Raw genomic sequence first — 13479 nt, 5'->3', positions numbered from 1 at the left:
TGACACAAGATGGCGCCTGAGCCATCTTGTACTTGCTACTTGATACAAGATGATCCGGGGGGACCTCTCCATGCTCGGCACAGCCTCGCTCCAGAGCCGCTTCCTCGATCACGCCGACCATTACGCCCGCTGGTCCGGCCTCGCCATCGGCATCATCGCCGCACACGCCCTCTCCACCCTGGGGCACATCGAGTTCGAACAACGCGTCGTGTTCTGCATCACGGCCTTCGGTCTGTGCGCGGTGGCGGGAGTCCTTCTCGCCGACGCGCTGACTCTGGTTCCCCGGGACGTCGTGCGCACCGCGAGCCTCGCCCCACGCCTGGTGAGAGACCATGTGCCGCCGCACATGGGCCCCGTGATCGCCTTTCAGGGATTCTCGCTCGCCGTGCTGCTGGCCATCGCGGCCGTCACGGCCTCCATCGACTCCGGCCAGATCTACGCGTCGGGAAAGGTGGTCGCCGTCACGTGCAACGGGATGCGTGCGCATCTAGGCCCCTGGCCCGGCCTGTACTACAGCCTCCCGATGGTCGGAGCACTCGCCATAGCCACCCCCACCTGCGGGTGGGCCCTGCGCCGCATCGCCGACGGACCGGGCGAGAGGCAGCAGCGGCGCGATCGCGCGTGGGCGGTGACGGGAGCCTGGGGTCTGTTGGTCTCGAGCCAGCAGCTCTACGCCGTACTGATGGTCTCCGTCTCGCTGACGGAGACGGGATGCGCCGGCGTGATGGGCGCGCTCACCTTCTGGGTGTTCTACCCGCTGGCTCTCCTGAACCTGTTCACCCTCGTATGGGCCCTGGTCACCGTCGTGGCTCCACGCGCCGTCGGCGATCACGCGACGGAAGAGCCCGGCCATGCATGAGCCAGCCGTTCGCGTCGACACCACCAGTCAGGTCCCGCCCTACGCACAGATCCGCGCACAACTCGGCGCACTGATCCTCACAGGACGGCTGGCCGAGGGCGACCGGCTTCCCACCGTGCGCCAGTTGGCGACGGACCTCGGCCTCGCGCCAGGCACCGTGGCCCGGGCCTATCGCGAGCTGGAGGCCGCCGAACTGATCCGCACCCGCCGCGGAGCCGGCTCCCGGGTCGCGGCACCTCCCGCCGGCCCGGCATCTCCGTACGCCGCCCAACTCGCGACGCTGGCACGGGATTTCACCTCCGCCGCACGCGCCTTGGGCGCCGACACCGAGACGATCCTGACCGCCGTCCGTGTGGCCCTCGACCTGGGTGATCCGTAGCGCTCACGGGCTTCCGCCGTCCCTGCCGGCGGGACTCGGTCATCAGGGTGCCGTACGGCGGTCTGGTGAGTCGCCGCATTCCCGCGAGGCCACTTACCGGGCTCCGTCACCCACCCGCGGTCCTTTCGCGGATCGGTCTGCCGAGGACCATGGCCTCGTACGCGACGGCCGGCGGTTCGCGTCAGGGGCGCTCGAGGAACTGGAGAACGCCGCCCATGACGAAGCACGACGCTCCCGCGAGGGTGCCCCAGTTGGCGATGTCGATGTTCAGGACACTCCCTGTCGCCGGCCTCGTGAAATCGGCTAGGGCCGCACCCAGGAACAGCACGGACCCCAGCTGGTTGACCGCGACGATCCACCAGCCGAGACTGCGCGGGAGCATGCCGGGGCGGCCATGGCACACCTCGACCAGCGCAAGGTGCCCCGAAATAAGGAACAGGATGCATCCGACCATGTCGGGGGCCCAGACCAGCCTGTTCGTCTGCTGCACCGAAAGGCCCTGCAGCAGGGATGCCAACAGGTTGATGCCGAACACCAGAGTTCCGGCGAACAGCAGAAACGTACTCAACCAGTCGATTCTGCTCGGCTCGTAGCTCCACCACCTCCAGCTTCGAGCGGAGGGCGGCCCGGCCATATCGGCTCCCAGAGGAGCGTTCACGGCCTGGAGCAGCGACGCGTAACCGCCCGTGTTGAAGAACAGGCCGCCGACGAAGAAGATCCAGGCACTCGTCACACCGCTCGGGCCGACCTGGGCGATCGCCGCGCCGGCCGCGAAGAGGCTCCCTCCGGCCGCGAACGCGCCGGCGGCGACCGTGTTGGTCCTGCCGAGGCGCGCAAGGGTCCTCGCGTCCGCCTCCAGGGGCCGCGGCTCGGCGCCGCTCGTGGCGCGCACGCTGATCAGGCCGCGCTTGCGCGCCCGCCGTGACTCCCAGACCGCGGTGCCGCCGTCGTCGAGAGCCCAGGTCAACCTGGTGGTGAACGGTCCCGCGCCCTCGGCGGTCTGCTCGGTATGACTCACCGGTAAACCGTAGCCCTCCGACGGGGCCTTTCCCCGTCTGCGACTCCGCTTCACCGCCGACGTCGACGCCGGTGCTCATGCGGCTCCCGATGCGCGGTTCGTTCCGCTGTCGCTCGCGCGTCCACCGACCGTCCGCACGCCGATCGGTCGTCGGTAGCTCGCGTCCCGGGTCGGCCATACCAGCCCGGCCGCGCCCACGGCGGCCGGATGCTCGGCATCGCGGCCTTCGCCTGCCTGGCGGCCGCCCTCGTCTGAGCCCCACGGGACGACACATCACTTCAGTGTTCTGCCCGGCCGGCGAATGATCCGCAGCGCTCTCGCGGAGGCCGGCTCTTCGGTCCGCACCCGTGAAACTCTTCAGGCGGCCGTCTTCTTCCGGCGGCGTCCGGCGCCGGCGAGACTGTCGATGAGCTGCGATCGGCTCATCTTGGATCGGCCGGTGACGTTCTGCTCGGTGGCGCGCTGGTAGAGCTCAGCCTTGCTGAGTTGCCGCAGCTCGTTCTTGTCTGTTCCGGCTCGGCTGTAGGTCGGCGTTTTGCGGACGACGCCTTCTTGGCGGGGGCCTGCTGTGCGCTCGTTCACGCGCCGGTTCCGGACCCGGTCGGACGTGCCCCGCTGTAGCTGGTGGAAGTGGACGGTGTGGTCCTCCGTGGCGGTGAACAGGCCGACCGGCACCGTGACCAGGCCGAACGTGATCACATCGCTCCAGATTGCGCGTGCCATGACCGCCCACCTTCGCCGTACGTGACGCATGCCGACACCTCGCGGGCCGTGATCACGGCCTCGCTCCTGTTCACTCATGAGACACCGCAGGCCAGGGCTCTGTATCCGCTGAGTAGGCGCCGTTCGTGCACGCGGCCGGGCACCGGGCCGGTCCCTGTTCCTGAGCTGGGCCCCACACCGCAGGACGCGAGGCTCCTGGAGGCGTCGGCCGCGACCGCTTGACGAGCGTCACCTCCACCGGTCGCGGTACGACGGCGCGACCGGGAGGTGCGGCTCAGTCGTCCTGTTTCCAGGAGCCGGTGGGGATGCCGTCGGCGCAGCGCGCGCGGAGTTCGACCTTGCCCCCGGGGCCCTCGAACTTCACTTCGGCGTGTTCGTCGTCGGGGCCCGGGTCCGCGCTCTTGACGTCGTATCCCTGGGCGGGAGCCCAGGACAGCAGCCGTACCGTCGTGCCGTCGCAGGCGGCGATCGCGGTGCCGCCCGGAGTGGAGAAGGTCTTTCTGACCGGGACGGCAGTCGCGCTCGGGGCCGGGGTCCGGCCGGTGGGCGCCGTACTCGGCGTGGGCCGAGCCGTGTTCGGGGTCCGACCGGGGCGGGGAGACGCGGAGGCGCGTGCCGCGTCGAGTTGTTGCTCGATCTGCGCCGAGGTGACTTCGTCGCTCCCGGAGGTGCCGGTGATGCCGTCACCGATGAGCTGCACGGCCGCCAGACCGGTGAGCGTTGCGGCCGTGGCGGCGGCTGTCCAGCCTGCCAGGGCGAGGAGGGTGCGGGAGGGCATGCGTACGACTATGCCCCGGCCCGCGATAAGGACAGCACCGGGGAGCCCTAAGGGATGGTTAACGCGACGGCTGGGCCGGGGACGGTTCGGATAGCGTGCCCGCTGTGGTGCACCTGCTGATAGTCGAAGACGATCCCGCGATCCGGATGCCGCTGATCCGGGCGCTGAGCGAGCGCGGTCATGCCGTGGCGGCCGCCCAGAGCGCCATGGGGGGACTGCAGACCGCGTTGGACGAGCGCCCGGACCTCGTGGTCCTGGATCTCGGTCTGCCCGATCTCGACGGGATCGAGCTGCTGCGCATGCTGCGTGCGGTCAGCCCCGTGCCGGTGATCATCGCGACCGCGAGGGACGACGAGGCGGAGATCGTGCGGGGTCTCGACGCGGGCGCCGACGACTACGTGGTCAAGCCGTTCACGGCCGCCCAGTTGGAGGCTCGGATCCGGGCGGTGCTGCGGCGCGGGGCCGCTTCCCGGGAGGTGGCCGCTGCCGTCGTCGTAGGCGATCTGCGCATCGATCCCGGTTCCCGTGAGGCGAGCCTCGGCGGGACGGCGCTGGACCTCACACCCCGCGAGTTCGATCTGCTTCACCACCTGGCCGCACGAGCCGGGCAGGTGGTCACCAAGCGCGAGTTGCTCACCGAGGTGTGGCGAGTGCCGTACGGGGGTGCCGACAAAACCGTGGACGTGCATCTGTCCTGGCTGCGCCGCAAGCTCGGCGAGAGCGCGCAGGAGCCCCGCTATCTGCACACCGTGCGCGGTGTCGGCGTCCGGCTGAGCGCACCCGCGGGGGCGTCGTGAGGCGTCGGCTGACTCTGCTGGTCGCGGCCACCATGTGCCTGACGCTCCTGGCGTTCGTCGTGCCGCTGGCACTGCTCCTGCGCACGGTGGCGCAGGACCGTGCCGTCGCGGCGGCCGGTGCGGACGCGCAGAGCCTGGTGTCACTGGTGGGGACGGCGGACCGGGACACGGTGCGCTCCAGTGTCGAGCACATGGCCGGGCAGGCGCGGGGACCGCTGACCGTCTTCCTGGCCGACGGGGTGGTGCTGGGTTCGCGGGCGCCGCGGACCAGCGCCGTACGGCTCGCGGCCCTGGCGGGTGCGAGCCGCACCGTGGAGCGCCCCGACGGGCGGGAGATCGTGGTGGCGGTGCAGGGGCGGCCTGAGGGCACCGCCGTCATCCGTGCTTTCGTGCCCACCGCCGAGCTCACGCGCGGGGTGACGCGGGCCTGGATGGTGCTCGCCGGGCTCGGCGTCGCGCTGCTGTTCCTGGGACTGCTCGTCGCGGACCGGCTCAGCCGCGCGCTGGTGAGTCCCCTCACGGAGCTGTCCGCCGTGTCACACCGCCTCGCCAGGGCCGACCTGACCGCTCGGGCCCGCCCGGACGGGCCACGGGAACTGCGGGAGGTCGCCGGGGCCTTGAACCATCTCGCCGACAGAATCCGTGAGTTGCTGCGGGCGGAGCGCGAGGAGGTCGCGGACCTGTCCCACCGCCTGCGGGCGCCGCTGACGTCCTTGCGCCTGGAGGCGGAATCGCTGTCCGGCGCTGACGCGGCGCGGATCGGCGCGCGCGTCGACGCGATGGAACGGGCGGTCACCGGGCTCATCAGCGAGGCCCGCCACCGTCGCGAGACGGACGCGTACGCGATGTGTGAGGCGGCCTCGACCGTCCGCGGACGGGTGGCGTTCTGGACCGTGCTGGCCGAGGACACCGGGCGTGCCGTCACCCTGGACGTCACGGAGGAAGGACCCCTGCCGGTCGGGATCCACGATGACGAACTCGCCGCGGTCGTGGACGCGTTGCTGGGCAACGTGTTCGCTCACACACCTGACGGCACGGCTTTCACGGTCACGCTGGCATCCCGGGCCGGCGGCGGGGCGGTGCTGACGGTCGAGGACGAGGGCTCCGGCCTGTCGTTGGACATGGCCCGCCGGGGTGCGAGCCTCGGCGGATCCACCGGCCTGGGGCTGGACATCGCCCGGCGGGCCGCCCAGGCCAGCGGCGGACGTATGGACCTGGCGACCGGCGGGGCGGGTGGCGCCCGGGTGAGGCTGGAGCTGGGACCCCCGGCCTCGCCCGCTGTGCCGGAATGAACTCCTTAGCCCGCTCTTAGCACTGGCGCAGCGCGGCCCTATCCCGGCGTGCGTGAACCTCCTCTCAACAGCAGCGCCCACACAGGAGGTTCGCCATGAAGCGCACATCGGTCGTACTGCTCGCCTCGGGGGCACTCGTCGCCGCGGTCACCGGGACCGCCCTCGCGGGAGGCGGCGACGGCTCCTCCCCATCGTCCGGTTCGTCGTCGGCTTCGGCGACGCCGTCATCCAGTACGTCAGCCGCGACGCCGACAGCGACGTCGACACCGACGCCGTCCATGGACGACACGGCCGGAGCGACCGCCACCACGCCCGCGAAGGGCGCGGTGAGCAGTCGCCATGCTCGGGCGATCGCGCTCTCCCACGTGGGCGGCGGCAGCGTGACCAAGGTCGAGGGCGAGATGGAACACGGTCGCGCGGTGTGGAGCGTACGAATCGTCCGGGACGGCGCCCGGTACGACGTGGACGTCGACGCGAACACCGGCGAGGTCACCAGGTCCCGGGGCGGAGCAGGCAGCTCTGGCGCCGACAGTCGCCGCGACGATCACGGCGACGCCCGCGACGACCGTTCCGGGGCGGACGACCACGGGGCACGGGCGGGGGCGGACCACGAGCGAGGTGACGACCGCTCCGGCCACCACGACGACGGCACGTCCGACGACCGTCGCGGCGGTGACGACGACGGTCACGGCCGGCATGGACGGCACCACGACTGAACACGCCGGTGGGCGAATTGATGCGTGATGTGGACGCGGGGCCCAGCTTCGGCTGGGCCCCGCGTGTGTTGAGTGGCGAGCGACGTGATGCGTGGCTCATTACACCCCACGTCGCCGCCTCAGGCCCCTTGGTGCGTGGCCGGCGTGTCCGGTGACGTCGGCGCGTAGCGGGCTGCGTACCGGCGCCGCAGGGGCGGGTGGACGTTGGCCAGGGACAGGTCGCCCTTGTAGTGGTCGGTGAGGCGTGGGTCCATGACCTTGCGCCACAGGGGTGTCAGCCAGGCCAGGACGATCATCGTCGCGTACCCGGAGGGCAACTGTGGCGCATCGTCGAAGTGGCGCAGGGTCTGGTAGCGGCGCAGCGGGTTCGCGTGATGGTCGGAGTGCCGCTGGAGCTGGAAGAGGAGCAGGTTGCTGATGGTGTTGTTGCTGTTCCAACTGTGCTTCGGGGTGACGCGCTCGTAGCGGCCGTCGGGCCTTCGCTGCCGGCGCAGCCCGTAGTGCTCGAGGTAGTTGACGGTCTCCAGAAGACAGAAACCCAGTACCGCCTGCAGGAGCAGGAAGGGCAGGACCTTGAGGCCGAACACCGCACTCAGGGTGCCGAACAGAATTACGGTCATGGACCAGGCGGTCAAGACGTCGTTGTGCCGGCTCCACACGGCTTTGCCGCGACGCTGTAGCCTGCGCTGCTCCAGGTGCCAGGCTGAACGCAGACTGCCCAGGACGGTGCGGGGCAGAAAGCGCCAGAAGCTCTCGCCCAGGCGTGAACTGGCCGGATCTTCCGGGGTTGCCACGCGAACGTGGTGCCCGTGATTGTGCTCGACGTAGAAGTGGCCATAACCGGTCTGCGCGAGCGCCATCCGGCTCAGACGGCGCTCCAACTGCTCACGTTTGTGCCCCAGTTCGTGTGCGGTGTTGATGGCTACGCCGGCTACGACTCCGGTGGTGGCGGTCAGGCCCAGCTCCTGCGCGACGGAGAGGGTGCCGTCGGCCCACTTGCCGCAGGCCCAGACGAGGGCGCCGAACTGCAGGGGCAGGTAGAGGTAGGTGCACCAGCGGTAGTAGCGATCCGCCTCCAGCGCCTTCATCACGTCGTCCGGCGGGTTCGACTCGTTTGAGCCCAGTAGATGATCGGAGACCGGTATGACGAAGAATGCGAAGAAGGGCCCCCACCACCACAGAAGACCGCTGCCGGTCAGATCGACCAGTCCCTGCGCCTGAAAAGGCAGGGTCGGAACGACGAGCGCCAGAGGCCAGAGATGACGCCTGCGGTCGCGCCACGGGAGCGGCGCCTGCGAGTCGCGGTCGGACACGAAGCCTCCTTGGGCAACGGGCACCACACGGATTGCCGACTTGCGGTCTCGGCGGAGGCGCCCTGGGAGAATGCCGAGCGTGCCAGCCCGGAATTCGACTGACAAATGCTGCGCCGTGTAAAAGTTCTGATGGAGCATCAGCAACGTGTGGAGGGGCACTTTGGCGAACGAACCGCTCGACGTGGCGCCACCCGATCCGCCACGGATCGCCTGGCGCAAGCAGATGAGGGAGAGAGTCCTGCGGGAAGCGTGGCTGCTGTCCACGCAGGCGGGTTGGGACCGGGTGAGGGTGGCGGACCTCGCGCAGCGTGCCGAGGTGTCACGGCCTTCCATCTACGCGGAGTTCGGTGATCGCGCCGGAATCGGGCAGGCGCTCGTGCAACGCGAGACAGAGCGTTTCCTGCTGGGAGTCGGCGCTGTCCTGGACAGACAGCGCGGCGATGTGGGAGCCGCACTGGAGGCCGGCGTCGGTCACGCTCTGGCCCAGGCGAGGAGCAACCCGTTCGTCGCTGCTGTGGTGTCGGCGGCGCAAGGCGGTACGGAGGCGTTGCTGCCTTACTTGAGCAGCCGGCCCGAGCCGGTGTTCTCCGAGGCTCGGAGGCTGGTCGCGGCTTGGCTCGACGTCGTGGCCCCTCACATTCCGGAGGAGCGCAGGAAGGAAGCGGCCGATCTCGTCGTCCGGTTGACCATCAGCCACATGCTGTTGCCGACGCCGGATGGAGACTCCATTCCGAAACGAGTGGCGCGGGCCGCGCATGCCGTCCTCGAAATGCCCGTCGATGCCTGAACCGACCGATCGGATCCAGCGACCAGTGGGCAACGTGCCAGCGGTCGGGTCACGCCGTGTGCCGAGCGCGGCCTGGTCCGCTGACGTCCACTGCGGAGAGGGCCTCGTGTGCTGCGGTACGGCTCAGGCGCAGGCGTAGTGTCTCCGCCGCAATCGCCACCAGGGGCACAGAGACGGTGGGCACGGTCCACCAAGGGATGCCGATCCATACTGCTGTCAGACCCACGCCGAAACAGGCCCCGGTAGTGATGAACAGCAGCGCCCTGCCGTACGGGTCCCAGGTGAAGGGCTTGTAGTCGCGCGGCCTGGCGAGACGCATCGCACCGAACAAGAAGAGCTGGGCCGCGAACAGCCCGGCCAGCACGCCGACGGCCGCGTTCATCTGCACTTCGTCCCGCGGGGCTGCCGAGGTGTCCTGTTTCACGCCGTCCTTACCGAGCACCCGGATGTGGCCGCGCCAGGCGGTGGCTCTGACGCGGTCACCGGGCCGTAAGCGTTCCAGGAGTGGTCCGGCGTCTCCGAAGTTCACGGTGCCCCGCCACGAGTCCTCATCCGTGAGGACCGCTTCGTACCTGCTGCTCTTGCCGGTCTCGTTCACCGTCTTCTCCACGGTCAGCCGCCACGTGCTCAGGCAGTCCGTCTGCCGCCGCTGCAGCGCGCCGTTGGTGCACGGCCGGGCCGCGCGGTAGTCCTGATAGCGCTCCCTGTCGGAAGGCAACCACCATGCAAAGGCCAGGAAGCAGGCAGCAGTCGGGATCAAAGAGAGCAGGATGAGCAGCGCGCCGGCGAACCGTGCCCGGCGTGGGGATCTTGTATCGGCGCAGTCCCGGCTCTGTGGTCCGATTGCGTCGTGGGCCGAAGCCACCGTTCCTCCGGTCATCGCCCGCCACGGCCTTCGCCGGCGTCATGCCGTGGCTCCTCATGTCCCCGCATGATTTCCTCGGTATTCGGCCGGACTGCGGGGTGGACAAGCGCCAGCACGCTGAGGCCGAACATCAACACGCCCAAAGGCAAGTGAAGAGACGGTATGCGAGCAATGCCGAGCACGACCTGGAACGAGGCAAGAGCGAGGAAGCCGGACGCATGCCAGACAGGCCGCAGCGAACCGCCGCCCGGTTTCCACGCCAGCAGTGCCGCGAGCAAGTACAGCATCGTCGCCCCGTACATCACTCGGGCTCCGACGCTGTGCAGCATCGCTCCGTAGGTAGAGGTCAGCAACAGGCCGGCGGAGACCGCCTGCAGGAAGATGGTCAGAGTCTGCAGAGCGATCGCGAGCCGCAGTAAGGAAGTGCGCTGCGCTCTTGCCGGCATCGCCTGAGTGGCCATGTCATCTCTCCGTGGCTTCCAGGAGGGGGCGGGCGTGGGCGTCGAGGTGCCGCGTGGCTCGATGCCCAAGGCTCGCGGGGCACCGGGCGGTGGTCAGGGCCATCGCATCTGTCCGGTGGAGTCCAACACCGCGGTGAGGAAGCGGCGCACCGTTTCCAGCTCATCCGGCGCGAACCCGTCCGCTGCTGCCACCACTTCGCCGATGACAGGTCCGAAGAACGACCATCCCAGTTCGGTTGCCTTGTCTTCCACCTCCAGCAGCACGCGTCGTCGGTCAGCGGTGTCCCGGATGCGCCTGACCAGCCCGAGCCGCTCCAGCCGATCGACCAGGGCAGTGGTCCCGGCCGAGTTCAGCCGCAGCTGCCGGCCCAGCCATCCAGGCGTCGCGAGAGTGTGCTCCCGGGCGGCATCCAGCAGGTGGATCAGTGCGCGTACGTCGGTGGGGTGCAACCCGTTGCGGGCGGCGAACTCGGCTCCGAGCAGGTCGAACTCCACGGTGACCGCACGCAACAGGTGGACCAGCATCATCGGCGAGTTCTGATCGTTCACGCGCACTCCAGGGGACTCGGGCATATTCTCTCGCTGAGCGAGAATATCGTCGAACGAGAGGAATGCCCAGTGTCCCGGACCGCATTCGACCTCGCATACGACCAACTGCGCGCCCGCTGGCCGAAGTCCACCGAGGAGCGCGACATCGATACGCCGTACGGGCGCACGCGAGTCCAGTCGTACGGGCCGGCTGACGGCACTCCGCTGGTGCTCCTGCCCGGCGGACTGGCCACCGGCCTGGTCTGGTTCGCCAACGCGCCGGCCCTCGGTCGCAACCACCGGATCCACGCCGTCGACCTCATGGGCGACGTCGGCCGCACCGAGCGCCACGGCACTGCCCTGCGGAACGCCAACGACCTCAACCTCTGGCTCGATGCCCTGCTGGAAGGGCTCGGCGTCGGCAGTGCCCATCTGTGCGGCCACTCCTACGGCGCCTGGATAGCCGCCAACTACGCCTTGCACGCCCCGGAACGGGTCACCCGCCTTGCCCTGCTCGACCCCACTCAGGTCTTCGCCGGCTTCCGCCTCGGCTACCTGCTGCGGGCGCTACCCACGCTCATCCGGCCGACTCAGGACCGGGCCCGCTCCTTCCTGGCATGGGAGACAGCCCCTACCCAGCCGGACGAGACCTGGCAGCGCCTCTACGCCCTGGCCGCCACGGTAGCCGGGCGCAAGATCATCACCGGCCGCCGCCCTCGGGCCGCCGACCTCCGCATGCCGGTGCTCGTTCTTCTCGCCGAACGAAGCCGAGCCCATCAGGTCCGTCACGTGGCCGACCGCGCCCGCCGGGCCCTGCCTCAGGCCGAGGTGACCGTGCTCCCCGGGGCCACTCACCACTCGCTGCCCCTCACCGCCCCGGAACGGCTGAACGATCGACTTGCCGATTTCCTCAACGGCGGTTCCTGACACACCTCTTGCCGTGCGCACTCCTCCGGGCCTCACGGCTGTCGGCGGGTTCGCCGACAGATGATCACAGCGGCCAGGTTCAGCTGGCAGGCCGGGTCGCGGTGGGTCCACCTGTTGAACAAGTACGCCAGCCGGTGAGGGGCCACCGCCCACAGCGGGCTGCGCACGTGGGTCACCGCGAGGTTTGCGAGCGGGTGCCCAATGCGCTTGAGGCCCGAGCCGACTGGCACGAGGACACCGAGGCGAAAAGCCTTTGACGGGGTGGAGGCCGTTGGCCGATGGTGTGCCGGTTGTTCCGGTCACGAGCCAGTCCTGCGGTGCCATCGGCTCCCGCAGGGCGAGGGAGTTCCGCATGATTGCTGTGTCTGCCGCTTCAGGGGCCTTCGGTCGACTCGTCGTGGATCATCTGCTGGCCCGGTGCCCTGCCGAAGAGGTGGTGGTTGCGGTGCGTGCTCCTGATCGTGTCGCGGACCTCGCCGCCCGAGGGGTCCAGGTGCGCCGCGGCGACTACGACGTCCCGGACACGCTGCGCACGGCGTTCGAGAACGCCGACCGACTCCTGCTGATCTCCTCCCCGGAACTGGATTCCGCTCGTCGTATCCGCCAGCACCAGGGCGCCATCGAGGCGGCCCGAGCCGTCGGTGTCGGCGCTGTCGTCTACACAAGTATTCTGGACGCGGACACCCAGGCCGAGGGCATCACCGAGGCACACCACGCCACCGAGCGCGCGCTACGAGCCAGCGGCCTGCCTCATACGCTGTTGCGTCACCCCTTCTACAGCGAAGCCTTCCTCAACTCCGGTCTGCACGCCGCCGTAGCCTCGGGCGCGTTGGACGACGCGACCGGCGCCCGCGGGATCAACACCGCCTCCCGCGCCGACCTTGCCGAAGCCGCCGCACGTGTCCTGACCGAAGAGGGTCACCTGGGCCGCGCCTACGACTTCACCGGCACCTCGTGGACCTATCCGCAGCTCGCCCAGGTCCTCACCCGCGTTAGCGGGACGCCCGTCCTCCACCGCGTGCGGGACAGTCTCACTACCGGCGCCCAGGGTTGGCTGGAGGCCCAAGTCCGAGGAGGGGTCCTGGAACGGCAGACCGACGACCTCCACCGCGTCCTCGGGCACCCGCCCACCACGCTGGACCGGGCAGTCGCCGATATCCTCGCCCGTCCGGCGCCATCGAGCGACGCCGCCGAGCAGGCCTGACACGCCAGGACCAGGACCAGGGCCAGGAGCACGGCCCGTGTTCAATTTCACCGCCGCACCACGTGTGGCACCGTCCCGCCCGGCACCTGTGAGGCCGGGCGGGACGGTGCCACACGTCATGTTCCAAGGCGAGCTCGGTACGAATCCGCCGTCGCGGACACGCTCCGCGCGGCTCACGCCATAGCTGCTTGAAACGCCTTCATACAGAGAAAACAGTGCCTGTCAGTTGGCTCCTGAGTGCTGGGTTCCTCCGGCTTGTGCACCCCGCACATCGTGGAGGACTTGTCATCCGCCAGGACATGCCACGCCGGTTCCCCTGCGGGGGCTGGGCCCCACCACATTTCATGCATTGTCAGCTTCCCGGTCGAGGTCGAGAGCACTCTCATCAGAGCATGGTTGACGGAGGCGAGCATCTTGCGGCGTCCAAGCGGGTTGCCTCGCAGGTCGGCCGGATGGAAGAACGTGAGACGGGTTCTGCGATGGCTTGGGTGCCGGCGCCCCGACTGCTCGAGCCCCCGAGCCTGGGAAGCGATGTCCGGACCGGCAAATTGTCAGGGATTCGCAGACGCCGCTGCGCTACGCCGCCTTTGATTGCGTGGGCACGCCAGCGTCTCATCGGAGCCCCCATCCCGGGGTCTTCGCCGTGAGCGACGTTAAAAGCGGCTTGGTCAAACCGGTGGCCTCGGCGGGGTGAGGATGCGACGGCGGTCCGCCTCGTGCACGAGCAGCGGGAGAAGACGGGTGAGGCGGTCCGCCGCCGGCCTTGAGAGGCGGTGCCCGGTGGCCTTCCGGTCCGTCTCTCAGGAGCGTCGACATCGCCGCAGGTGCGTTC

General features: G+C 69.5%; 14 protein-coding genes and 1 pseudogene. 8 read left to right on the top strand and 7 right to left on the bottom strand.

The features are described 5' to 3' along the window. Positions 1-70: 70 nt before the first annotated feature. Complete coding sequence (locus ACZ4VA_RS04580) at positions 71-859, top strand: hypothetical protein (protein ID WP_468079719.1); 789 nt, start codon at positions 71-73, stop codon at positions 857-859. Further along, positions 852-1238: a GntR family transcriptional regulator gene (locus ACZ4VA_RS04575; protein WP_356174705.1), complete on the top strand. Its 387-nt coding sequence runs from the start codon at positions 852-854 to the stop codon at positions 1236-1238. Before ACZ4VA_RS04580 ends, ACZ4VA_RS04575 begins: the two co-directional genes overlap by 8 nt. A 181-nt stretch (positions 1239-1419) precedes the next feature. Here ACZ4VA_RS04575 and ACZ4VA_RS04570 read toward each other — a convergent pair whose 3' ends face one another. The 3 genes and pseudogenes from ACZ4VA_RS04570 to ACZ4VA_RS04560 form a co-directional block, all read right to left on the bottom strand. Next, positions 1420-2256, bottom strand: a complete 837-nt coding sequence (locus ACZ4VA_RS04570; protein ID WP_389392397.1) for a hypothetical protein — start codon at positions 2254-2256, stop codon at positions 1420-1422. Between the two features lie 567 nt (positions 2257-2823). Next, positions 2824-2979 (bottom strand): annotated as a pseudogene (locus tag ACZ4VA_RS04565) (Ku protein); the annotation flags it as partial. A gap of 274 nt (positions 2980-3253) precedes the next feature. After that, positions 3254-3757, bottom strand: coding sequence for a hypothetical protein (locus tag ACZ4VA_RS04560; RefSeq protein ID WP_468079716.1), 504 nt, complete (start codon positions 3755-3757; stop codon positions 3254-3256). Positions 3758-3861: 104 nt separating this feature from the next. On the opposite strand from ACZ4VA_RS04560, the gene ACZ4VA_RS04555 reads away from it, so the two are divergent. The 3 genes from ACZ4VA_RS04555 (at position 3862) to ACZ4VA_RS04545 (ending at position 6562) form a co-directional block, all read left to right on the top strand. Continuing rightward, positions 3862-4554, top strand: a complete 693-nt coding sequence (locus tag ACZ4VA_RS04555; RefSeq protein ID WP_389392395.1) for a response regulator transcription factor — start codon at positions 3862-3864, stop codon at positions 4552-4554. Next, positions 4551-5846, top strand: coding sequence for a sensor histidine kinase (locus ACZ4VA_RS04550; protein ID WP_468079713.1), 1296 nt, complete (start codon positions 4551-4553; stop codon positions 5844-5846). The genes ACZ4VA_RS04555 and ACZ4VA_RS04550 overlap by 4 nt, the downstream gene beginning before the upstream one ends. A gap of 95 nt (positions 5847-5941) precedes the next feature. Further along, positions 5942-6562 carry a PepSY domain-containing protein gene (locus ACZ4VA_RS04545; protein WP_468079711.1) on the top strand — a complete coding sequence of 207 codons (621 nt, stop codon included), beginning with the start codon at positions 5942-5944 and terminating at the stop codon, positions 6560-6562. Between the two features lie 119 nt (positions 6563-6681). Here ACZ4VA_RS04545 and ACZ4VA_RS04540 read toward each other — a convergent pair whose 3' ends face one another. Next, positions 6682-7875 (bottom strand): alkane 1-monooxygenase, encoded by a 1194-nt coding sequence (locus ACZ4VA_RS04540; protein WP_468079710.1) that lies wholly within the window; start codon positions 7873-7875, stop codon positions 6682-6684. A gap of 160 nt (positions 7876-8035) precedes the next feature. On the opposite strand from ACZ4VA_RS04540, the gene ACZ4VA_RS04535 reads away from it, so the two are divergent. Next, positions 8036-8662: a TetR/AcrR family transcriptional regulator gene (locus tag ACZ4VA_RS04535; RefSeq protein ID WP_468079708.1), complete on the top strand. Its 627-nt coding sequence runs from the start codon at positions 8036-8038 to the stop codon at positions 8660-8662. Between the two features lie 49 nt (positions 8663-8711). On the opposite strand, the gene ACZ4VA_RS04530 is transcribed toward ACZ4VA_RS04535, so the two are convergent. The 3 genes from ACZ4VA_RS04530 to ACZ4VA_RS04520 form a co-directional block, all read right to left on the bottom strand. Further along, positions 8712-9527: a hypothetical protein gene (locus tag ACZ4VA_RS04530; RefSeq protein ID WP_468079706.1), complete on the bottom strand. Its 816-nt coding sequence runs from the start codon at positions 9525-9527 to the stop codon at positions 8712-8714. A gap of 11 nt (positions 9528-9538) precedes the next feature. Beyond that, entirely contained in the window at positions 9539-9988 is a 450-nt protein-coding gene (locus ACZ4VA_RS04525; RefSeq protein ID WP_356174677.1) for a hypothetical protein, read from the bottom strand. Between the two features lie 93 nt (positions 9989-10081). After that, positions 10082-10516: a MarR family winged helix-turn-helix transcriptional regulator gene (locus ACZ4VA_RS04520; protein ID WP_468080302.1), complete on the bottom strand. Its 435-nt coding sequence runs from the start codon at positions 10514-10516 to the stop codon at positions 10082-10084. 90 nt (positions 10517-10606) lie between these two features. On the opposite strand from ACZ4VA_RS04520, the gene ACZ4VA_RS04515 reads away from it, so the two are divergent. Next, complete coding sequence (locus ACZ4VA_RS04515) at positions 10607-11443, top strand: alpha/beta fold hydrolase (protein ID WP_468079703.1); 837 nt, start codon at positions 10607-10609, stop codon at positions 11441-11443. Between the two features lie 352 nt (positions 11444-11795). After that, on the top strand, positions 11796-12647 hold the full coding sequence (locus ACZ4VA_RS04510; RefSeq protein WP_356174671.1) for an NAD(P)H-binding protein: 852 nt from the start codon (positions 11796-11798) through the stop codon (positions 12645-12647). The last annotated feature ends 832 nt before the right edge of the window (positions 12648-13479 follow it).

The sequence above is a fragment of the Streptomyces sp. NPDC028308 genome (assembly GCF_055565855.1).
Note: the sequence above shows the minus strand (reverse complement) of the source record. Positions and strands in the feature narration are given on the sequence as shown.